The organism is Leucobacter komagatae, from assembly GCF_006716085.1.
GTDB lineage: Bacteria > Actinomycetota > Actinomycetes > Actinomycetales > Microbacteriaceae > Leucobacter > Leucobacter komagatae.
This window is the reverse complement of sequence record NZ_VFON01000001.1, coordinates 3,107,881-3,128,897: the sequence shown is the minus strand read 5'-3', so window position 1 is coordinate 3,128,897 and position 21,017 is coordinate 3,107,881. Positions and strand designations below refer to the sequence as shown.

The window sequence follows — 21,017 nt, the reverse complement described above, 5'->3', positions numbered from 1 at the left end:
CCGGAACGCGATCAGTATCTCCGGCTCAGAGAGGGCTTAGTACCAGTGGGGATCGGCGCCAGATCCTCGGGGCCGAAGCCGCGTGCGTGCACGTTGAGCTGGCCTCAGCGCGGTGAACTGTGCTCGGACAGAATCGTAGATGTCATCGGTTGATGACTCATCAACAACGGATACGATCAAGGCGAACGGAATGGTTGTCGGCGAGTTATCTAGTGCCCCGCTTCGACGTGCGACGTATGACACCTCAAGGCGGGGTAGTTCTACTTCCCCGGGTTTCAGCGTCACGCGGTAGTGTCGCACGGTCTCCCACTTGCCGCTATCACGCAGTTGCGCCTCGGATGCTCCAGCCTTGGCGCTGCCGAGGGTCTTGGTAACCGGTTCCTGACTGGGCGTCCATCCTTGAGTGAGCAGTGCGCGCGCGTCCAGGCCGCTGATGTCAAGAGTCCGACTCTTCGCGTTCGATCCCTTGGGCGGGCGGAACGAATGCATGCGATGGTGTGGTCGCATCACCATTTCGAGTGAGGCACTGGTGTATTCGGTGGGTTGTGTTGGATCGACGGGTGACGCGTATGCGAGAGTGATTTGCAGTTTCACGTCGCTCGAAAGCTGCCCCGCGACCGGGATCTGATAGCCGAGCAAATCGCCTCGCTCGATGTCATCGACGTAGAGAACGTGAGCTTCGTTGGGCCCACATTCCATCAGGTCTTCAAAAGTCAGAGGCTGTCGCCCGTACCCGACCTCGTCGCGAAGCTTCACATGCTGAGTTGGGCGCTCCGCGAAGTGAGTGGCGAATGCGCGCAGGACGCTGCTGTTGACCCTGGGGAGTCGCGTGACGAGGTCTGCGAGCGCGTGCGTGGTCACGGGTGCAGCGAAGCTCGTGCCAGCGGCTTCGAGGAAACTCCCGTCAGCACGAACGATGTTGAACATGCGTTTTTCTGCTCCACCGAACTGGACACCCAGCGGCTGAACGCGAGCGCCGTGGCGCCCTGGCCCCATGGATGAGTAAGGTGCACGCGCCCAGGGCTTCTCCGGAGACGGAGCGTCGCAGGCGCCGACCGCGAGGCCATTGGCCATGTCCGCAGGGACCTGCACCCGGTGCAACCCAAGATCTCGATCCTGGTCACCATCGTTGCCCGCAGCGACCACGAAAAGCACGTCATCGTCCCATGCGAGCTGATCGAGTTCGCTCGTCCAACGGTTCGGTTCCATGTCATCTTCGACAGCCAGAGTAGGGCCCAGGCTCAGGTTGACGAGTCGGTGGCCACCGGCCTTGATCGATTCCTTGATGCGGTCGAGCACCCAGTAGCCTTCGAGATCGCCAGGGATCTGCGGAGCAGGAAGGACACGATAGCTGGCCACGGGCAGCGGCGGTGTGGGCGCTTGATCGCCCGGCTCTACGAGGCCGTACAGAACAGCTCCGGTCACGCCGGTGCCGTGATCGAGTTCGCCTTGGTCGGCCGGCTCAGGGGTGAGGTCTTTGGCTGCAACGGAAAAAAGACCATTGGCGCGTCGAGCGGTGTCAACACCACCATCGAAGACAGCTACAGACACGTCGGTCATCACAGGTTGGCGTGAGGCCGGCGCAGCAAGACGCAGAACACTCCGAGTACCAAAACGGGGCCGAGGTCGGATCGCCGGCATGGGTCGAAGAACACGTAACGGGTTGAAACGAGAGAGATGTTCGGCCCGATCAGCGTCGAGGCTCACCGGGGTGAATGTGAGGCCGCCAACGGTACGAACGAAGTCGCGGTGCACCTCACCGCCTTCGCTACCGATGAGGTCGAACCAGCGCTCGAGTGTGTCGTCCTCCAGCGGTATCGCGTCGCCCAGGCTGGATGCGCGAGGGTGCAGCACGGCCTCCCAGACTCGCCGAAGCGATGATGCATCTGCGCTCTGATCCGGTGTGCGAAGTACATCGGACTGCCGCGGTAAGGAGATTTCGCTTAACTCGCGGATTTGGGCGAAAGCTTGGTTCTCGGTGCGGTTCCGTCCGCCCTGGGTGATGAGTCGGCGAAGCTCACGCAAGCCGTCATCGGAGACAGCGAAGATGAGCCGCCTCGTCTGACTCTTGACTCTCTTCTTCTTGGTGACATACAGCCCGGTATCAGCTCGTGAGCCAACCGGGGTAGCACCGACGTGAGATAGCAACTCGGTCGGAAAATACGAAGCGGCGAGGTAGTTGGGGAGCAGTTTCGCTTCGACATACACGCGGTCGCTTGCTCGCAGGCGAGGAGAGAGGGCTTCCGCCTGCTCTGCTGCCTCGTTGATCTGTGGGATGAGCAGTTCTTGAGCCGCCTCTACGGTCTGAGGTTCGTACTTGTCACCGCCACCTGGGTTGGGGGCCTGAACATCGAGGCGTAGGGCTTCGCCGTTGACGAGTAGTGGACGTGAGATCCCGTCAGTGCTCCGAACGGCCGCCATCGTTGGCTCCTTCTGCTCGCTTGATGCCATTAGCCACGGTGGGGTGGCTAACGCCGGTCAGACTTGCGATCTGCCGGTTCGACACCTTTAGTATGTCGCGCATCGCAAGGAAAAGCCGGTCACGTCCCGCACCCGTGTCTTGGACTTGACGGGCTAGTTCACTAATCAATTCATCTGACAAGTTGGAATCGTTGAGCACGGAACGCCGGTTTGCAAGAGACCAGAACCGAGTGAGGTCGGAGCTGCTTTGGTCAGCGGTGAGTTCCGTCACAAGTTCAAGGATTTCTTGATCGACAGCTTGAGCTGTCGCAGCGAGGTTGGCAAGGATTGCTGCTCGTTCGACCCGACCAGGCAGCGGCAGCGCGAGAGCGCGATCAAATCGGCGTCCGACTGCGGCATCCAGCAGTTGAGGGTGATTCGTAGCTGCGATCAGTAAGCTCGTATCAGGCCACCGATCAAGCTCAACCAGAATGACGTTGACGATTCGTTTGAGTTCCCCAATATCGGAATCATCGTCACGTCTCTTCGCGATCGCGTCGAATTCATCCAGCAGAAGAACGCAGGGACCTGTCTTGGCATAGTCCAGGACAGACTTGATATTCCGTCCGGAAGTCCCAAGATAGCTTGACACGACCGAGGACAGATCGAGCGAGAGCAACGGAAGAGCAAGGGATTGAGCAAGCCAACGCGCTGTCATTGTCTTCCCCACTCCAGGAGGACCGCTCAGCAAAAGCGTTCGAGTGAGTCCCACTCCGGCTCGGCGGAGGTCGTCCGCTCGTTCGCGTTCACGGACTACCTCACGAAGCTGGCTCATCGTGTCGTCGGCGAGCATCAGCCCATCACCATCCGGGAGGAGGTCGATGTCGACCAACGGTTTGGCACTGTCATCCTCGGTCGGTACGGCGCCGGCAACGTACCTCAGCCCGGTACCGTCAACTCCCGCGGAGATCGCGCTGTGCATCGCATCTCGAAACGACTCAACATCCTCAACACCAGGAGGAACCGCACGCATCAGGCGCGATGCAACCTGCCGAACCCCTGCACCATGGCCACGAGTACCGACCCTCACCAGATCAATGACGGCTCGCTCCAGACCGCCCTCCGATTGGTAACCTTTGCGCGATGCATCTGACATGATTACCACCCTATCCTCATTGTGTTCTTAAGACTGGTAGGTGCTCGCGGTAACACCATCGCATGAACCTCAGACATTTACCACGCAAGTCGAGCGGCGCACACTCGCAATGGGCATGCTTCCGACTCTGAACTACGCCCTCCCCCCAAATCGTTCTTCGAGCATCCGGGCGGTGGCGGGGTTCACGAGATCATCACGCACGATGTAGTGCTGGATCGTGATCCGTGAGTCGGTGTGCCCGAGGAGTTCGGCTGCGAGGCCGATACCGCCGGCCTTGTTGATTGCAGTCGCTCCGGTACGACGGAATCGATGCGGGGTCACGCCACTCAGCCCTGCTTTATCCATCACGTCGCGGAGTCGGCGGCGGACGTTGTTCGTTGTGAGTGGGTCGCCGTTGCGGTTGCAGAACAGGAGCGCATCGGGGTCAATCGAGAGCCGTTTCTTGAGCCGTGCGCGGATCGCGGCCACCGCGAACTGCGGCAGTGCGATCGTCCGCACCGAGCGTGAGGTCTTCGGATGATCTTGACGGTGGGTCGGTTCACCCTTCCTGCTGACGATCGTGCCTGTGATCCGTACTGTCGGGATCGCGCCCCGGAGGTTGAGGTCTCGGATACGGATCGCGAGCACTTCGCCGATCCGAACAGAAGTACCGAGGAGCACTTCGATGATCTGCCCGAGCTGTCCGTCTGGCTTCGGGCCAGCCATGATCTTCCGCTCTTCCCAGTCGCGCACAGCCTCGCGGATCAGTTCGATCTCCGAGTCCTCGAACGCATCAGGAGTGCGGGCGGGTCGGCGCAGCCGGGAAACGTGATCCATTGGATTGCGTGGGATCGCTTCGTGCCGCACTGCGAGTCCGAGCGCGAGGCGCAGAACCACGCGAGCCTGACGGGCACGGTTATAGCTTTGCTTCGCGAGTTGTTTCAGGAAGTAGTCGCAACGTGCGACTCCAATCTCGCGTAGCGTGAGCTCAGCGAACGACGGAGCGACGAGGGTTCGCATGTTTCGCTCGTAGAGGTTCCGGGTGGTTCGTGAGAGCCGGTCTTCGACTTCCATGTCCTCAAGCCAGTAGTCCACGAGCTTCGCGAACGTGCTGTCGGCGCTGAGTCCGGCAAACCCTGGTTGGAAGAGCGACCGTTCGGAGAGCTTACGTTTGAGTGCGAGCTCGGCTGCCGCTTTCGTCGTCCCGGTGCACTGCACCGCTCGCAGCTTCCCATCCCAATCGCGGTAGCGTGCTCGGGCTTGGCACACGCCCTTCTTGATCCTGCGGTGGCTGATCTTCCCGAAGGTGCCGATCGGAGTGCGGGGCCTAGCCATGCCGCACCTCGCGCGTGCAGCATGAGGCGGGGACTCTAGGGTGGTGCCGGAAAGTGATTCTCTGGATTGATTGCATCAGTCCAGATTGGCGAAGCTGACTGCTCCGGAACCTGGGTACAGCCGGCGGAGGAGCTGCGGTGCGGGCCTGACTGAACTCGCATGATTGCTGGCGCGTTCGCGGCACTCGGCCAGATACTTTTCCGCCTGATCGGAACGCTCGAATCCCGGAGGCACGACGCGATCTTCCAGGGCTGCTGAGTCGCACGTGGAGCGTTGGGTGGCACGCTTGATCGCAGCCCGATCGATGATCCGCTTCTTCATCTGCCCCTTCCCTCTCGCCTCTCGCGTTGGCTGATCCTCTGCGTGATCCTACCGGCGGGGCGCAGTGTGTGGCTGGAGCGGCAGATCCAGGCTCAGAACCGGGCGGCCCTCACCGCTGAGGAAAGCTGTAGCGCATCCAATAGACGGGTCTGCTACAGGAGCCGTGTTCGCTTGCGTCCTGGCCAATAGCTGGTGCTGGCGGGAGAATCGTGGTGTGAGGTCAGCGATGAACGATCCCCAGGACGCGGTCCTGGAATGGATTGCCGCTGGCCGCCTCGCTGGCGAAGAACCCGTCGAACGCTACAAGCAGACGGCGGCGTCACCGGCTGGGCGAGGCCTGATCCAGCTCGATCGCGGGTACGAGAAGCAGTGGCGGGCCTGTCTCACGCCACCGGGCCGGTACTGGATCGAGCACCGTTCCTATCCGCCCGCGGGCACGGTGCTGGAACCGCTGATCGAGACCGGGCCAGAGCCTGCCGAGGTGAGCGATTCGCTGTCGGATGCGGAGTTCATCAATCGCCGCCTGATCATGAAGGCGAAGGCCGGTTTATCAAGTGCAAGGAGCGCAAAACCGATCTGGCTCATGACAAGCAACGGGATGCCCGCTAGAAGTATCGCATTTGCGCGCAACGTCATGCCACCGGACTACTGGGGCCGTTCAGGGGTCGGGTTTGGCAAGACCGCCTAAGTATGGCTTCGTTGCTATATTTCGCGGTTTTCTCGCCCGTCGAGGAGCCCGCGTTGGTGGGCCTCGTTGATGGCTGCCCGACGGGATTTCACGCCGAGTTTGCGGTAGATGCTCGAGGCCTGGGACTTGATGGTGTGCAAGGTGACGTATTCTTGCTCCGCGATGTCTCGGAGCCGGTCGGGTGAGGCGAGTCGGCGGAGCAGGTTCGATTCGCGTTCGGTCAGGGCGACCTCGGTGAGCGGGAGCTCGAGGGGGTTCGTGCTGTTGACGTTGGCCGGTAGTTCGATGCCGGCCACCGACGCGATTGCCTGGAGTTCCGAGTATGGGGTGAGGGAGTGGATCAGGCGGATCTTCTGTCCCGATGTGATCGTGAGTGCCCGCTTGAGTGCGAGTCCGGCGTGTTGCGCGTCTCCTTGGCGATGGAGGTGAACGGCGAGCAGCAAGAATGCCTGCGCACGCAGTCGCGGCCAGACGTCTTCTTGCTGGGTCAGCTTCTGCAGGTCTGTGACGTTGTCGGGGTTGCGGGTGATGAGTCCGATGCGTGCGGCGGTGAGGCGCCTGGCGATGTCGGCCTCAGCCGGGTTTCCGACCGTTCGGATCGCGCGCTGCACATCGCCTGCGGCTAGTGCGAGGTCTCCCAGCGCCGACTTCAGCAGATCAAGCACTGCGGGCGATGTTGGCTGTCTCCCGTGGATGCGCATGAGACGGTCCAGGTCCTCAATGCCGGCGGTGGGGTCGAGGGCGATGTGCGTGCGGGAGAGCACGATCAGTGCATAGGGCCACTCGAGCACTTCGTGGAGCTTGGGTTCGATGGCACGCAGGGTGGCTTGAGCCTGCCTCGCGTCTCCCTCTTCGAGTTGCACCGCTGCCCGGGTGATCGCTAGCCTGCCCTCCCAGGGTGTGAAGCCTGAGAGCTCGTCGCCGACCTGATCCAGCAGCACGGCTGCGGGCCCGATCTCACCACGATTGGCGTAGATGAATGCTCGCTGCGCGATGCCACGAGTGATGCGCCGTTGGTCCTGATCGGCACCGAGTGCTGGCAGGATCTCCTCCGCCCGTACCAGGTTTCCGGCAAGAGCCAGTGTGACCGTCGAATAGAGCAGCCCCCAATAGGCGGCGTCCCACACGCCGGTGGTGGAGTGCGGGTCGAGCGCACCGACGAGTTCGACGAGTCGGTGCGCTCGTGTAGCGCCAGCGACGTGGCGTTTCGCGGATCTGAGCAGGGCGAGGATAGCGAGCTCGCGGTATACCGCTGACTCGGGGTCGCTGGGCGGGGGCTGGCTCTCCAGGTCGGCGAGAGCCTCATCGACCATGCGGAGTAGCGCGATCGACGGAATGGGTTCCCGCGCGCTCTGGATGACGGCGGTGATGGCAGCGACGGTCGCGTCGGTGCTCAAGGTGCTCGGCAGCATGGAAGACAACGAGGCTCCGGCGCCTTCGGGCACGATGTCGGCGAACGTGGCCGCGAACAACGGCCAGAGTTCGCCGCTCCGGCCCGATTCGGTGAGGAGCGCGAGCGTGCGCCCTACCTGATTCACGTCGTTACTGAGATACCTGGTCGCAGCCGTGCGCAACTCACGAATAGTGGCGTCAGGGAGCACGTTGCGGGCCTGACGTTGCAGCGCTGACCGGATGACTTCGTGGAACTCGAAGTATCCGTGCCGGTCCACATGGCCGAGGCCGTCGCGCGCGAGCATTTCAAGTAGTCGTTGTGGCGGCTCGTGCCCCGTCAGGTGCTGGGTAAGCGCTCCGTCGGCCGCTGGAACGAGCGAGAGCCGCAGTGCGGCGTCCCGATACTCATCGACGACCAGCTCCGAAACCCATGCGTCGATCGCTCTACCCCAGCCCTGCGGCGGGGGCTCGGTGCCCATGTCGAGAAGCAGGCGGACGAGGATCGGGATGCCGCCGGTGAGGTGAAGGAGCGTCGCAGCGTCTCTCTGCTGCATCGCATCGGCAGAAGTATCGCGGCTGGTGATGAGGCTCGCGATCTCCGACTCCGTATAGGCCAGGTCTTGTGCGGTGAACATCGAGATGTGCAGCTGCACGCGGAGCAGAGACAGCAGGTGCGGATCGAGGCTGCGTGTCAGCAGCACGATTCGCCCGGTATGCAGCATGCCTGCGAACTTCATCACTTCGCGCTGCACATCTGGGGTGGCGTACTGGAAGTCATCGATCACCAGCGAGATGTCCGAACCGTCGGCATTGAGTGCGGCGGCCAGCTCGCTCGCGCTGCCCGGCACGGTGCCATCGATCACGCCGAGGGCTCTTCCTGCAGTGGCCCAGAGGAGTCCGGCGGTCGTCGTGTCGCGTTCGACCCGAGTCCATGCCGTCGTGCGATCGTCCGCTCGCAGATTCACCCAGTCGGCCACGAAGTTCGTCTTGCCGCCGCCTGCCGGAGCATGCACCAGGATCACGCTCGATCCGAGAGCAGCATCGAGCTGGGTGATAAGGCGGTCTCGACGCAGATAACCGGGGGCGAGTCTCGGAGCGCGTCCGACGGGTGCGCGTCCTTGAGCCGAGCCCCCCATGCTGTTCATTCTAGTGAGCGCATGGTCGTCGCATCAGGTAAGTTTCCCGGCCACTCCAGCGCGCAACGGATGGGGCGCCGACTGCGGCAGCGCCTTCGCTCCGTACCTTTGAATGACGAGCGCCCCGTCCGAACATGTCCGACGGGGCGCTCAGAGGTGGCTGCTTACGCCGTCGCGTTCTGCTTCCGTCGGCGGACGATTGCGAGGAGCGTGCCGCCGGCTGCGAGCAGCAGGAGTGCCGCAGGCGCCAGCAGGTTGTCCGCACCGGCGCCGGTGGCTGGCAGGCCGCCCGTCGCAGCTTTCTTCGCGATCGTGTTGGTGAGCACGACCTCGGCGACCGTTCCGTCGCCGATGGTGAGGGTGTCAGTGCTGAACGTCGCGCCCGTCCATTTGCCGCCCTGCACGACGCCCGGAGCGTCTTCGGACAGGGTCACTTCGGCGCCGTACGGGATCGGGGCACTCGAGACAGCGGTGCCGTCGGCGGCCACGACGAGCTCGCCTGAGCCGGCGTCGTAGCCGTTCGCGGCAGGGTAGGCGTACTGTACGGTGAACGTCGCGTCGTCACCGACCAGTCCCTTGCCGGTGCCGTCGATCTTCTTCGCGACGCTGAACGCGCCGGTATTCAGATCGATGGCGTTCTCAAGCCCCACCTGGGTGGTCTCGTCCTTCACGATCGTGATGACGTTGCCGTCCGTGAACTGCGCGGGCTGCCAGGTGCCGCCCTCGACACTTGCGGGGGTGGCCTCGGTGAGCGTCACGACCGCGCCGGCGGGGATGCCGGTCACCACTGCGGGCTCACCGGTGGTGACCTCGACCGAGCCGGAACCTGCGTCGAATCCGGGCCCCTCCGGGTAGGAGTAGTCGACGGTGAAGACCGTGCCGCCGGGGACGAGGTGCGCGCCGGACCCGGTAACGCTCTTTTCGATGCTGAACGAGCCGAGATCACGCTCGATCGTGTTGGTCAGCGCGACCGCGAAGGTCGTCTGATCCCCGATGGTGAAGGTCGAATGGTCGAACTCGGCTGCCGTCCAGGTGCCGCCCGCGATCGCCGGCGGAGTCGCCTCTGACAGCGTCACCTCGGTGCCATAGGGCAGGCTGGCGCTCGTCACGGCGGTGCTATCGTTCAGCACGGTGAGGGTGCCAGTTCCGGTGCCCGGCGTGATGCCGAGATCCTCGGGCAGCACGTAGCTGTAATCGATCTCGAAGGCGACATCGTCGCCGACGAGGCCGGCGCCGTCACCCGTCACGGACTTCACGATCGAGAAGTTGCCGTTGTTCCACGTGATGGGGTTGTCGAGCGAGATCTGCACGACCTGATCCTTCACGACCGTGAACTCGGCGACGTCGAACTGCGGTTCGCCCCAGGTGCCGCCGGCCGGGTTGACCGGGGTGACCTCGTCGAGCGTGACGACGGCGCCCTCCGGGATGCCCTCGATGGTCGGCGACGTCTCGCCTGCGCGGACCGTGACGGTGCCGCTTCCGGCGTCGAAGCCGTTGACGGCGGTGTAGGAGTAGTTCACCGTGAACTCGGTGCCCGCAGGCACGAGCGACTCGCCTTCGCCCGACACGCTCTTCGTGACGGCAAAACCGCCAACGTTCTGCGTGATCGTGTTCGTGACGGTGAGGTCGATCGAGCCGTCGAGTGGCAGGTTCACGAGCTCGTTCTCGGTGTATGTCACACCGTTCACCGTGTAGACGGGGTCGGCCCAGGTCGTGCCGGCGGGTGCCGGGGTGAACCACTCGAAGAAGCTGTACCGGACATCTGCGGGCAGGTCGAGCGATATTTCCGTGCCGTCGGCGGGGAGGATGAACTGGCCGCCGGTGAGGTTCTGGATGCCCTTCTCGATGGCGTTCTCGCGGGAGTAGCCGATGCGGAACGAATCGACGCCGGTGGTCACCCCGTCCGGGTTTTCGACGACCTTGCGTGCCGTGATCGGGCTCTTGATGAGGTTCGCCTCGTTCACGAGGCGGATCTCGGTGATCTTCCCGAGGTTGTCGTTGTCGGCTGAGAACGTCAGCTCGGTGATGGGGTTGCCGTCGGCGTCGACAAAGACCGGAGTTTCCCAGGTGACGTTCTGCGGGTCGGTGGGCTGCACTTCGGTGAGCACGATGCGGGTGCCTTTGAAGTATTCGCCGCTGATGTACGACTGGCCGCTCTTGATCTGGAAGCTGCCCTGATCGATCGGTGTGTTCGGGTCTACGGTGTCGTCGTAGGCGACGTAGTTCACGGTGAAGGTCGGGTTGAGGACGGTATCGCCCATGAGCTCCTTGGTGACCTGGAACTTGCCGAAGTTCTGCCCGACTACCGTTGCGCCGCCTGAGTAGCGGGTCGCGGAACCGCTCGTGGAGGCCTCGTCCTCGCCCTCGATCGTGTAGGAGGCGGTGTTGGTGTACTTGCCTGCTTTGCCGCCGTCGAGCGCCTTCACCTTCCACTGCACGGTGTAGAAGGAGCCGGTGGTGCCGACCTCGCCTTCTGCAAGGTCGGGGTCGCCTGCCCAGCCGGGGGCCGACTCGAAGGACACGGTCGTGTGATCGCCGTTCCAGGTGACCTCGCTGGCGGGCTTTGTGATGACGTTGACGGTCTGCCTGCCCCACTCGTTGTAGGAGTAGCTGCCGCCCTCCCGCACGCGCGGGTAGCCGTCTGCGACCACGATCTCGTACTTCGACGTGTCGAGCTGATCGGTGACGGTGATCTGCTTGCCCGGCTCGATGCCGTCTTGCGGGGCGGGGAGCCTGACAGTCCAGATGATCGTGTCGTCAGCATTGTTGTAGGTACCCCACTTGCTGTGGGTCTGCCCCGTGTACTCGCAGTTGTCGGTGCACCAGTTCGGGTTCGCCTCGACGTCGACCGTCTGGCTGAACTCGCCGAAGTCGAAGGTGTGGGTGGTGTCTTCCTTGTTCTTCAGCTGGGTCGACACGTCGAACCAGAACTCACCGGAGACGCTGTAGGGGTTGGCCTGGATGAACGCGTCATCTACTTCGCAGACTACCTGCGCAGCGGTCACGGTGCAGGTGCCGGCGGCCTCCCCGTTCGGGCCGACCATCGTGAAGGAGTCGGCGTAGCCCCTGATCTCTTCCGGAAGGTCGAGCACCAGGGTCGCGGGAGCCGAGGCGTTGTCCGGAAGGCTCCAGTTGATGTGCAGCGCCTGACGGGACCCGTCGGGGAACGAGTCATTCTCGAAGTACACGTTGTCGATGCTCATGGCCGTCGCGGCGTTCGCAGGCGCGGGTGCGTTGACGGCGAGGCCGAGGACGACCATCAGCGAGAGGAGAAGGCCGAGGACCAGTTTCAGGCGAGAAGGGTGCTCAACGGCGATGGCTGATGCGTTCATGCTGCGCCCTCTTCTGCGGCACGCTGCTGCGTGTCCTCGAACGTCGTGTGATGGCATTTGCGCGCCGTAGTGTGCACAGTCAAAGCTCCCCCGTTTTCAAATCAATGTCGTGCATCGGAAGCCGCCTCAACCTACCTGCGCGTGTCCGCCTGGATGCGTACTGCATACCGCCAGGCAACGGATGTCGTCGGCTACGCCGCAGAGCGGGGAGTCGTCGCAACATTCCGGACGCTTCTGAGGAAACTTCCAGTTCCAACTTCTACGAAAGCAGGAGTTCAGGTGAAGGTTGAACTGCACTCGGTGAGTTTCATACCTGGTTTCATACTTTTCCGGCGTGGCTCCCGGGTCACACTTACAGGAATGGTTGCCGAGACTTCTTGCGTGCGGAAAGCTCCGCTGCACGCTCGGGCTGTCCGATTACGCACTTAGGTTTGAGCGGTCGAGATGCGCATCTTTCTCACAGTCGCTGCGCAGTCTTGGTGTGAGGCCTGCGATGAACGATCGCCAGGACGCGGTTCTGGAATGGTTTGCCGCTGGCTGCGTCGCTGGCGAGGAACCCGTCGAACGCTACAAGCAGACGGCGGCGTCACTGGCTGGACGAGGCCTGATCCAGCTCGATCGCGGGTACGGAAAGCAGTGGCGGGCCTGGCTCACGCCCCTCGGCAGGTATGGCAGCTCTGCTGGCGAAGATGGAGTTCCAGCCCATGCCGGTGCCACCATCCTAGCCGCCTCGCAAGAAGAAGACGCCGGTCGTTCCCCACGCCCCGAAGAAGACCCCGCCGGAGATCGATGCGAAGGTCAAGAAGGCGTGCTCGTGTCATCGTGCAGGCTCGGATCTCGCGGGGGTGCTGGTGGCCCGATCCGCAATCGCCCACATGCTCACGGGCCGCGGTGCTCTCGCGCAGTCAGATGATCTTGGCACCGCGCTGCCTCGTCTCGTCAATGCGGGCCGACTGCCACCGGGCACAGCCCGGTCGCGCTTCCTGACGGTCGTCCCAAGCCACCCGACCGTGACGCCCGCGGAAACCAGCGCGCTGCTGAACGTGGTCGTGAGCATCCTCAGCGAGCTCTGCCCTGGCGGACCCGAAATCTGAACCTGCTCATCAGAGACGCAACGGAACTGCGGTCGGAGTCGCAGACCTCCGCTCGGTGTTTTCCACCCAGTCAGCAGAACGTCCGCTTCAAGCCAGAACCCGGAGTCAGAACGCCACCCCATTGTGCGGGGATGAGGGTGCCATATCGGCGCCCTCATCATTCTCCATTTCCGCCTTCGCGCGACGCCGTGCGCTCCGCCGGGCTGCGGCCTCCCGTATCCGCGCTTTCGCGAGGATGATCAGGCTGGCCGGTCCCATCGCCAGGAAGACGAGGCCCATGACGAGGCACCAGAGCATCGGAATGCTGAGCCACGGTTCGCCGCCGCCCTCGATGAGTTCCTTGAAGATGTTCGCAACGAAGAAGTAGGGAGCCGCGAGGAGCATTGCGAGCACGCCCCACTTGTGGCTGTCGCGGCGGTGGATGATCCGCATGATGAGCCGGAGGCTGGGCAGGTACCGGGCCAGGAAGCCGAAAGCGTTGATCACTCCCGCGATGATGCCGCTGAACATGATGGGTTCCTCTCGTTAGCGCAGAGCTATTCAGAAGCGGTGCTAAGAGAAGTTGCCCGAAGGCCTGCCCGGAAGGCGGAAATGTTGATCACAGGGGTGACCGCTCTGCTTCCACTGTACGTCGAAGCGGTGCGAACGGGAACCCTCACATCAGAGAGTGCGTCCTCGTTCCCTCGCGGACGTTCGCCCGCCCGCCTGCGGCCGAGGATGTTCAGCCGCGAGTACACGGGCGCGCTGGATTGCCTGTGCAGCGCGGGCATGGTCGATCTTCTGCGCGACCCCGTCAGGCTCCGGCCCGAGAGCGTTGCTGCTGGTGATCGCGTAGCGGTCACGGTAGGCGGCGACCGTTCGGGCATACCGATTCCAGGCTTCCTGCTTGCGCGGTTCGCCGGGGCGAGCACCGAGAGCACGAGTCCACGCAACATCATCGGTGAGGGCTTGTTCGGCGAGGGTGGCGGCTCGGTTCTCGATGAGCTGGTGCCGCTCTGCGAGCGCCTGCTTCATGTCGGGGTCGGTGATCCCGGCCGCGACGGGGATGAGGCCGGCGATGAGTTTCGGTGCCCGTCGGGTACGCCCCGCGCTCGCGGGCTGGGTGGTGGCGTTTGCGACGCGCCAGTGCAGCACGGAGGCGATGTCGTCGGCGTTCTCGAAGCCGCGCGTGGCTACCAGGCGGGGCATGAGCTGGTCGACGTCGTGATGGTTCGCCTCGGCCCGGCGCAGCTCGGCGGCGAGTGCCCCGAACGCTTCCGACGCGAGCGCGGATTCTGCCTGCATATCGGTGAGGCCGGATTCGTGGATGAGGGTGGCCCAGCGGTCGTGCTGGGCTTCGGTGGCGATCGTCTCGTACTCGGCGGCGAGCTGCAGGATCGACTCCCACCGTTCCTGCTCCGCCTGGATCGTCTCGTGTACGGAGAGCTCGGCCCCGGAGTGATGCAGCACCCCGTAGAGCACACGGCGGGCTGCCTCTTTCATGTCTTCGGCCTCGTGCGGGTGCGCGTGCGCGTCATCCGGGGTGTCGGTCGCGACGTAGGCGAGGTTGGCGTCCTTGCCGCGGGTCAAGGCGACGTACAGGTTCTCGCGGGTCATCGAGGGGTCGACCAGCACATGCGAGGTGTCCACCGTCACGCCCTGCGCCCGGTATGCGGTGACGGCGTAGCCGAGGTCGAGGTGCTGGGCGACGTAGTCGGCGGGGAGCACGATCGACTCGCCACGGCCTGGGCCGGCGGGGCGCACGATCACTGAGCCGTCGCGGCGTATCTTCGTGATCGTCCACCGGTTCCCGTTCTGCACCCAGGAGAAGCGGGTGCGCAGCTTCCGCTCGTTCTTCCGCGTGATCACCGTGTCACCGACAGCGGCCGTGGCGCCGCCTTCCAGGGTGACTTCGCCTCGGAGCGGGTTGACGACATCGGCGAGGATGAGCTCGGTGCGGGCGCGCAGGTTCAGCGCGGCAACGGCTTCGCCGGAGTCGGAGACGAGGATCGAGGCGATCCCGGCTTCTCGGTCTGCGCGCCATGCCTCGTAGGCTCGTGCGGTCATGTCGTCGGTGGTGCCGCCGATGATCCGGTCGGCGTCCTCGTAGACATCGATCACGTTGTGTTCCCCGAGGCGGAGCCTGAGCGATGCTCGCTTCTCCCACTCGTTCGTGAAGCGGTGGATCGTGGAGAGTTCGGGGGTGTCCGTGCGGTCGCCGGTGAGGAGCCCGAACGCGCCGGCCGCGGCCGGGGATTGGAGCTGCCCGTAGTCGCCGACGAGGAGAATCTTCGCTCCGGCTTTCGCGGCGGCCCCGGTGATGCGGTCGAGGGCGAGGGTGCCGGCGAGGCTCGCCTCGTCCACGATCACGAGCTGACCCGCCTGGAAGGTTCGGCCGGTCATGAGGTGCAGCGTCCACCATCTCGCGGTGTTCTCGGTCTTGATCCCGAGATCCCCGGCGAGCACTTCCGCCGCGACCGCCGACGGGGCCAGCCCGACCACCGAGCCCGCGCCGTGCTGCTGTTCCCATGCGGTGCGGAGCGCGAGCATCGCGGTCGTCTTCCCGGTGCCTGCGGGGCCGACGAGGAGATCAAGCTGCCGGCAGGAGACCGCGATCCGGGTGAGCGCATCGGCCTGGTCGGGGCCGAGCATCCGCCCCTCCCGATCCGGCCGCCTCGTGACCTTCTCGATGAGGGTGAGCGGGAGCTCGGGGCTGGTCATGGTGCGGGAGCGTTCGAGGAGCCGCTTCTCCGCATCGAGCAACGCCTCGGAGGAATACAAGGTGCCGTGGCGGGGACGGAACGCGCTTGACCCGTCCGGCCGCTGGAACCGGGCCGGCGTCGACGCGAGTTCCGGCGGCGTCAGGCGCAACGAGGCGCGCTCGGCGGCATCGACGACCATTCCGGTGACAGTCTCCCGATCCCGTGCGGTTGCGAAGCGGTACTCCATCGTCTGCCGTGCGGCCTCGGCGGTCAGGTTCCAGCGGTGCCAGGTCGACCGCTTCTCACCCACGGCCTCCATCACGGCGCGGCCGATCTTCTCGATCTCATCCAAGGGAAGGTCGTCGGCGCGCAGCACCCGTGCGGGTGCTGCCGGGGTCGCCTCTCGCGCCCATTCCGACGCGTCCCGCCCCAGCAGTGTCGTGGCGCGCTTGCGCCACTCGGTTGTGAGGTCTGCGAGGGATCGCACCTGCTTCTCGGGCCTCGTGGACAGCGTGGCTTGAGCGCGGAGCTTGATGATCACCGCGGCCGAGGGCTGCCGACCGTGCTTCTCGACATATTGCACGATGAGGCGGTCTTTCTCGGCGTCGATCTGGCGGGCGCGGGTGGAGAACTCGAGCACGAGTTCTTCCGGCACCGTCGAGATCGCCCAGGCTGGGTTGCGGTCGTGTCCGCGATCCCGCGCCTCCCACTCCACGCCAAGCAGACAGGAGAGATGGTCGGCGATGATCGCCTCGTGCAACTCCGACAGCGCGACGGTCGCGGCGTGCATCGGCCGCCCATCCAGTGACCGCCACCGTCCGTCGAGCCTGGTCTTCACTTTATTCGATATGACAACGTGGGTGTGAAGGTGCGGGTCGGAACTGCGGGAGTCATAGTGGTCGTAAGCGGTCGCGGTGAGTCCGAAGGTATCGACCTGGACGACTGCGCCACCGTCCGCGCCGGTCATGCCGACACGGGTGGTGGCGACTTCTCGTTCCATGAAGTCGATCACTTCGGTGATCGCCGCATGGTGCGCGTCGGCGATGAGCGCCTGGGTACCGGCATCGGCGACAGCCCACAGCACCGACGCCGACTTCGGTAGGGAAAAGGTGTAGTCGTACCCGGCAACAGCCTTTCTGTTACCGCGCCTCTGCTCCTCGGCTTCGATCTCGGCGATCGCTTCCGCGCGCGAGGCCGGGCCGAGGTTCGGGTCTAGGGCTTCGACGTGCTCGGCGATGCGCTCGGCCGGGGTCTTGTAGACCGGGAAGGCGCGGCCGAGCGCATCACCCGTGATGGGGTCGCATCCCATGCCAATGAGGAGATGAAGCTGCTGCTCCGATACCTCTTCTCCGGGAGTGATGCGGCCTTCGCCGAGCTGGGTGAGGCCGGAGCCGAGCCAGCGGCCCGGAGGGTTCCCGACCTCGGCGTAATAGCGAGTCAGCGGCGTCGAAAGACTCCGGTCACCATCGCCCGCAACCACGGAGCGCAGCAGATACTTGTAGCCGTCACCGGCGCTCATCACGCGCATCGAAACCGTCATACAAACGAGGTGAGCCTCGAGTCACGATCACCGACGACTCCAACGTCAGCGAGGGGCGGATACGGTTGAGCTGAAGTACGCAGCTTCGCATATGGGAAGATTGCGCAAAGTAGCTACATTTTCTTAGGAGCGCCGGTGATTGAGAAGCTGATGGTTCGTAACTACCGGATATTTGACTCTTTCGAGCTCGACTTCAACGCTGGAGTGAATCTTCTCGTTGGCGACAACGACGCAGGTAAGTCCACTGTGCTGGAAGCCGTAAACCTCGCATTGACCGGCCGCCTCAATGGTCGACCAATCGCATACGAACTATCTCCCTATCTTTTCAACACCAAGGCAGCCGCCAACTACCTTGCTCAGATTCATGAGGGCAAACAGATTCCTCCGCCTGAGATCATCATCGATCTTTTCCTTTCAGATGATCCCGATTTGGCCCCTCTGAAGGGGTCCAACAACCTCACGGGCAACGAAGCGGTTGGCATTCGAATTCGCATAGCAATGAGCCCGGAGTTCAGTGCCGAGTACAAAAACTTCATCGCCGATCCTGAAAAAATCAAGTTGATCCCGGCGGAGTACTACAGCGTCGAATGGCTCGGATTCTCAGGGAACGGGATCACCACTCGGAGCGCTCCACTCAGCACCTCGTTCATCGATGCCTCCACGATCCGCCTCCAGAACGGCGCCGACTACCACCTTCAATCGATCATCCGAGAGTATCTCGATCCAAAGGAACGTGTCGAACTCTCGCGAAGCTACCGCAGCACTCGTGAGGCCTTCGCAGAGCACGATTCAGTCAAAGAAGTGAACGCCAAACTCGGTGGCACTAAGGGCGACATTACTGATCGAGAACTGACACTGGGAATCGATATATCTCAACGCTATACCTGGGAAAGCAGCTTGGTAGCTCACTTGGATGGCCTGCCCTATCAGTTCGTTGGTGACGGTGAGCGGGCCACACTCAAGATTCTCCTCGCCTTGAACCGTAAGGCAGTAGATGCCGAGATCATCCTCATCGAGGAGCCGGAAAATCACCTTTCGTTCGCCTCTCTCAACATGCTGGTCAGCAAAATTTCTGAAAAGTGCAAGGGCAAGCAAGTCCTAGTAACCACGCACAGCTCGTTTGTACTTAACAAGCTCGGTTTAGAGAACCTCGTCCTTCTCTCGCCAACAGGCGGCGTTCGCCTGGGTCAACTCCCTGACGGCACGCAGGACTACTTCATGAAATTGTCTGGCTACGACACGTTACGGGTAGTTCTTGCACGTCGAGTCATTCTGGTCGAAGGCCCATCCGACGAGTTGGTCGTGCAACGGGCATACAGAGACAGCCATGATGATCGCCTCCCAATCGAAGACGGGGTAGATGTGATCAACGTACGCGGACTCTCATTCATGCGCTTTCTGGACATCACCAAGGCGCTCAAGAAAAACTCTACTGTTGTCACGGATAACGACGGCAAGCTGGCGCTTGACGTCGCGGCGCGTTACGCGAACTATACGGCCGAGCCGTTCATCACCGTTCATGTCGGAACGGATGGCAACGGAAACACGCTCGAACCGCAACTGCTTAGCGCAAACGGAAGAGATGCCTTAAACGCAATTCTTGGCAAGTCGTACGCCACCGACGATGACCTGAAGAACTACATGAAGGAGAACAAGACAACCGTTGCCTTAGCCGTCTTTGACTCCACAGACACAATATCGATGCCGGAGTACATCCGTAATGCCGTCGCGAACTAACACCGCTATCATCGCGGCGGCAGGATCACGCAAGACGCAGTTCATTGTCGAAAACGCTCTGGCGGACCCTAGCGAACGCGCACTGATTGTCACCTACACCAACGAGAATCAACGACAGATCACCCGAAGAATCGAACAGCTCGCTGGGGGTGTCATCCCGAAACATATCACCGTTACCGGATGGTTCTCATTCTTGATCAATCAGTGCATTAGGCCGTATCAAAACGCGGTAACCCACGAGGTCGGGTATCTCCGCTCTCTCAACTTCATCGGTAAACGCCCTGAGTACATCAAGAAAACGCAGTTGGGCTACTTCTTCGACAAGAATCACGACCTATATCGCGACACCGTGGCTGACCTCGCGGTGATCGTTAACAGGCAAAGTGGCGGCAAAGTAATCAAGAGACTCCATGCCTGCTTCGATCACATCTATATCGATGAGGTTCAGGACATGGTCGCTTTTGATTTAGATGTCCTGGACCTTCTGCTCAAATCAGACATATCCGTAACGATGGTTGGAGACCCACGTCAACATATCTACTCCACGAGCGGAGGCACTAGAAACAAGAAGTATCGAGGCCGTGGATTGCTAGATTGGCTCAACGAGCGCAGCAATATCTGTCAGATCGAGACCCGCACGGAGACCTATCGCTCAAACCAGCAAATCTGCGACTTTGCAGACGCGCTTTTCCCAACTCTTCCAGCGACCAGTTCGCACAATATAGATATCACTGGACACGACGGCGTATTCATCATAGATAGAGCCGAGGTAGCTGAGTACGCCGCAACCTACCATCCACAGGTGTTAAGGCACGATAAGCGAACCAATACGGAAAACCTGGGAGGGCTAAATATAGGGAATGCTAAAGGTTCCACCTACGATCGGGTGCTCATATTTCCTGCGTCAACGGCAATCAAGTATTACGACGGAAAGATACCTCTGGACGATTTCAAGGGCGCAGATCGTCTGTATGTGGCCATCACGCGCGCTCGTTTCAGCGCCACGCTGGTGAGATGAGCAAGCTCCACTTCTGATTCATAAGCGTGTCCAGGCCCTTGCCCAGTTCACATCCAAGCCGTCTTGCTGAAGGTGAGCTGAGGTTCCTCCGGAAGCGGCGAGAGCCCCCTCAGCGAAGCGATTGCTGGGATGGCGTCAGAGGGAGCGGAGCGCGTGGCCGGTGGTCCTATCGGTCTTTATGGTCGGGCTCTCTTCTCGCCATTAAGCGCACAGTTTAGCTGCCCAGTTAGGGCGAGTCTTGGTCGCGTCGTTGAGCCAGTTCCTGACGAGGTCTTGGACGTATCGGGACTGGTCGGAACGCCGCCGTTCCAAGATAAGGAGAACCTAGCCTGGGCAGGCCTTCAATTCCGAGATGTGTTTGGCCCAGACTCCTCGCGGGCGGAGGGACTCGCTGGCGAATCTGCGGATTCGTTCTGATTCATCATCGGCCCAGCCGTTCAGGATGGTGACGCTGTCGCTCAGGCCTGGATCATGTCATTTTAGTGCCCCGCGGCGGTGTGTGGCACGGTGAGGGTCTCTGCTGCACGCTGGACCCAGGACAAGCGGAACCGTCAACACCTCCCGGGCCGCGGGAAGTCGTCCACTAGCCTGGGACTTGTGAATGCGAAGTGGTCATTGGTGACAGGTATCGCGACATTGCTCGCACTTTTGCTGTCCGTGCTCTTCTTCGTTGCGACCCAGAGCATCACGGGCCGAGATTGGATCGTGCTCGTGATCGGGACACTCGTCGGTGCTGGTGGAGCTGCCTTCATCGCGACGTTCATCTTTCACAGCGACAGCCGCACGGCGAAGAAGAACGCCGCTGCAGCCGAAGCGCTCGCCGCCACAGAAGCGAAGAAACAACGCGAGCAGAAAGAAACGGAGCTGATGCGGCTGATTCCGAATCGCCGCGATCACCTTGAAGCACTACACGAGCAGAAGCTTGAGTTGGAAGTCGAGATCTCGAACTCGCAAGGTTACGAGGCCATCGGAGTGGTACAAGCCCAGGATGCCGCGAGACACGGATTCACCGATATAGCCCTCGAGAACCAGACTGCCGCCAAAAGTTGGAAACTTAACTACCAGGCCCGCACGGCGCAATTAGCACGGATCGAGGAAGAGATAGCCCGTGTCGAGGCGCTATCGGACGCGGAATGGAAAGCCGAACAAGCTCAGCACCGCTTGGTCACCTCCGAGGACTTTCCTTCGGCTTCCTGACGCCTTGCCGC

The 21,017-nt window shown here is 62.4% G+C and carries 13 protein-coding genes; 5 read left to right on the top strand and 8 right to left on the bottom strand.

The annotated features are described in order from the left end of the window. Window positions 1-36 precede the first annotated feature (36 nt). From FB468_RS14115 to FB468_RS14100, 4 genes are all read right to left on the bottom strand, one after another. On the bottom strand, window positions 37-2,451 hold the full coding sequence (locus tag FB468_RS14115) for a S8 family peptidase (protein WP_125099266.1): 2,415 nt from the start codon (window positions 2,449-2,451) through the stop codon (window positions 37-39). Continuing rightward, window positions 2,399-3,556 (bottom strand): AAA family ATPase, encoded by a 1,158-nt coding sequence (locus FB468_RS14110; RefSeq protein ID WP_125099265.1) that lies wholly within the window; start codon window positions 3,554-3,556, stop codon window positions 2,399-2,401. The genes FB468_RS14115 and FB468_RS14110 overlap by 53 nt, the downstream gene beginning before the upstream one ends. A 132-nt stretch (window positions 3,557-3,688) precedes the next feature. Next, the gene (locus FB468_RS14105; RefSeq protein WP_125099264.1) at window positions 3,689-4,870 is read right to left on the bottom strand and encodes a tyrosine-type recombinase/integrase; all 1,182 of its coding nucleotides are present in this window, start codon (window positions 4,868-4,870) and stop codon (window positions 3,689-3,691) included. Between the two features lie 75 nt (window positions 4,871-4,945). Further along, window positions 4,946-5,191, bottom strand: coding sequence for a hypothetical protein (locus FB468_RS14100; RefSeq protein WP_125099263.1), 246 nt, complete (start codon window positions 5,189-5,191; stop codon window positions 4,946-4,948). Window positions 5,192-5,417: 226 nt separating this feature from the next. On the opposite strand from FB468_RS14100, the gene FB468_RS14095 reads away from it, so the two are divergent. Further along, a complete protein-coding gene (locus FB468_RS14095) occupies window positions 5,418-5,879 on the top strand; it encodes a hypothetical protein (protein WP_125099262.1) in 462 nt (153 codons plus the stop codon). Between the two features lie 14 nt (window positions 5,880-5,893). Here FB468_RS14095 and FB468_RS14090 read toward each other — a convergent pair whose 3' ends face one another. Next, window positions 5,894-8,293 (bottom strand): winged helix-turn-helix domain-containing protein, encoded by a 2,400-nt coding sequence (locus FB468_RS14090; protein WP_170219741.1) that lies wholly within the window; start codon window positions 8,291-8,293, stop codon window positions 5,894-5,896. A gap of 278 nt (window positions 8,294-8,571) precedes the next feature. Beyond that, window positions 8,572-11,739 carry a DUF5979 domain-containing protein gene (locus FB468_RS14085; RefSeq protein WP_141887894.1) on the bottom strand — a complete coding sequence of 1,056 codons (3,168 nt, stop codon included), beginning with the start codon at window positions 11,737-11,739 and terminating at the stop codon, window positions 8,572-8,574. A gap of 851 nt (window positions 11,740-12,590) precedes the next feature. On the opposite strand from FB468_RS14085, the gene FB468_RS14080 reads away from it, so the two are divergent. After that, window positions 12,591-12,833, top strand: a complete 243-nt coding sequence (locus FB468_RS14080) for a hypothetical protein (protein ID WP_141887893.1) — start codon at window positions 12,591-12,593, stop codon at window positions 12,831-12,833. Window positions 12,834-12,938: 105 nt separating this feature from the next. Here the strand turns inward: FB468_RS14080 and FB468_RS14075 are convergent, their stop codons facing one another. Together FB468_RS14075 and mobF are read right to left on the bottom strand one after the other, a co-directional pair. Further along, on the bottom strand, window positions 12,939-13,343 hold the full coding sequence (locus FB468_RS14075; protein ID WP_246055904.1) for a hypothetical protein: 405 nt from the start codon (window positions 13,341-13,343) through the stop codon (window positions 12,939-12,941). Between the two features lie 150 nt (window positions 13,344-13,493). Then, window positions 13,494-17,054 (bottom strand): MobF family relaxase, encoded by a 3,561-nt coding sequence (gene mobF / locus FB468_RS14070; RefSeq protein ID WP_141887892.1) that lies wholly within the window; start codon window positions 17,052-17,054, stop codon window positions 13,494-13,496. A gap of 135 nt (window positions 17,055-17,189) precedes the next feature. Here mobF and FB468_RS14065 point away from each other — a divergent pair, with 135 nt between their 5' ends. From FB468_RS14065 to FB468_RS14055, 3 genes are all read left to right on the top strand, one after another. Continuing rightward, on the top strand, window positions 17,190-18,791 hold the full coding sequence (locus tag FB468_RS14065; protein ID WP_141887891.1) for an ATP-dependent nuclease: 1,602 nt from the start codon (window positions 17,190-17,192) through the stop codon (window positions 18,789-18,791). Then, on the top strand, window positions 18,775-19,809 hold the full coding sequence (locus tag FB468_RS14060; protein ID WP_141887890.1) for a UvrD-helicase domain-containing protein: 1,035 nt from the start codon (window positions 18,775-18,777) through the stop codon (window positions 19,807-19,809). Before FB468_RS14065 ends, FB468_RS14060 begins: the two co-directional genes overlap by 17 nt. Before the next feature lie 597 nt (window positions 19,810-20,406). Beyond that, window positions 20,407-21,006, top strand: coding sequence for a DUF2627 family protein (locus tag FB468_RS14055; protein ID WP_141887889.1), 600 nt, complete (start codon window positions 20,407-20,409; stop codon window positions 21,004-21,006). Window positions 21,007-21,017: the final 11 nt, after the last annotated feature.

What these genes read in the sequence shown, in the direction of transcription:
- FB468_RS14110 (WP_125099265.1), bottom strand. Translation starts at nt 3,556, where the DNA reads ATGTCAGATGCATCGCGCAAAGGTTACCAATCGGAGGGCGGTCTGGAG.
- FB468_RS14060 (WP_141887890.1), top strand. Translation starts at nt 18,775, where the DNA reads ATGCCGTCGCGAACTAACACCGCTATCATCGCGGCGGCAGGATCACGC.
- FB468_RS14105 (WP_125099264.1), bottom strand. Translation starts at nt 4,870, where the DNA reads ATGGCTAGGCCCCGCACTCCGATCGGCACCTTCGGGAAGATCAGCCAC.
- mobF (WP_141887892.1), bottom strand. Translation starts at nt 17,054, where the DNA reads ATGACGGTTTCGATGCGCGTGATGAGCGCCGGTGACGGCTACAAGTAT.
- FB468_RS14085 (WP_141887894.1), bottom strand. Translation starts at nt 11,739, where the DNA reads ATGAACGCATCAGCCATCGCCGTTGAGCACCCTTCTCGCCTGAAACTG.
- FB468_RS14075 (WP_246055904.1), bottom strand. Translation starts at nt 13,343, where the DNA reads ATGTTCAGCGGCATCATCGCGGGAGTGATCAACGCTTTCGGCTTCCTG.
- FB468_RS14115 (WP_125099266.1), bottom strand. Translation starts at nt 2,451, where the DNA reads ATGGCATCAAGCGAGCAGAAGGAGCCAACGATGGCGGCCGTTCGGAGC.
- FB468_RS14100 (WP_125099263.1), bottom strand. Translation starts at nt 5,191, where the DNA reads ATGAAGAAGCGGATCATCGATCGGGCTGCGATCAAGCGTGCCACCCAA.
- FB468_RS14095 (WP_125099262.1), top strand. Translation starts at nt 5,418, where the DNA reads ATGAACGATCCCCAGGACGCGGTCCTGGAATGGATTGCCGCTGGCCGC.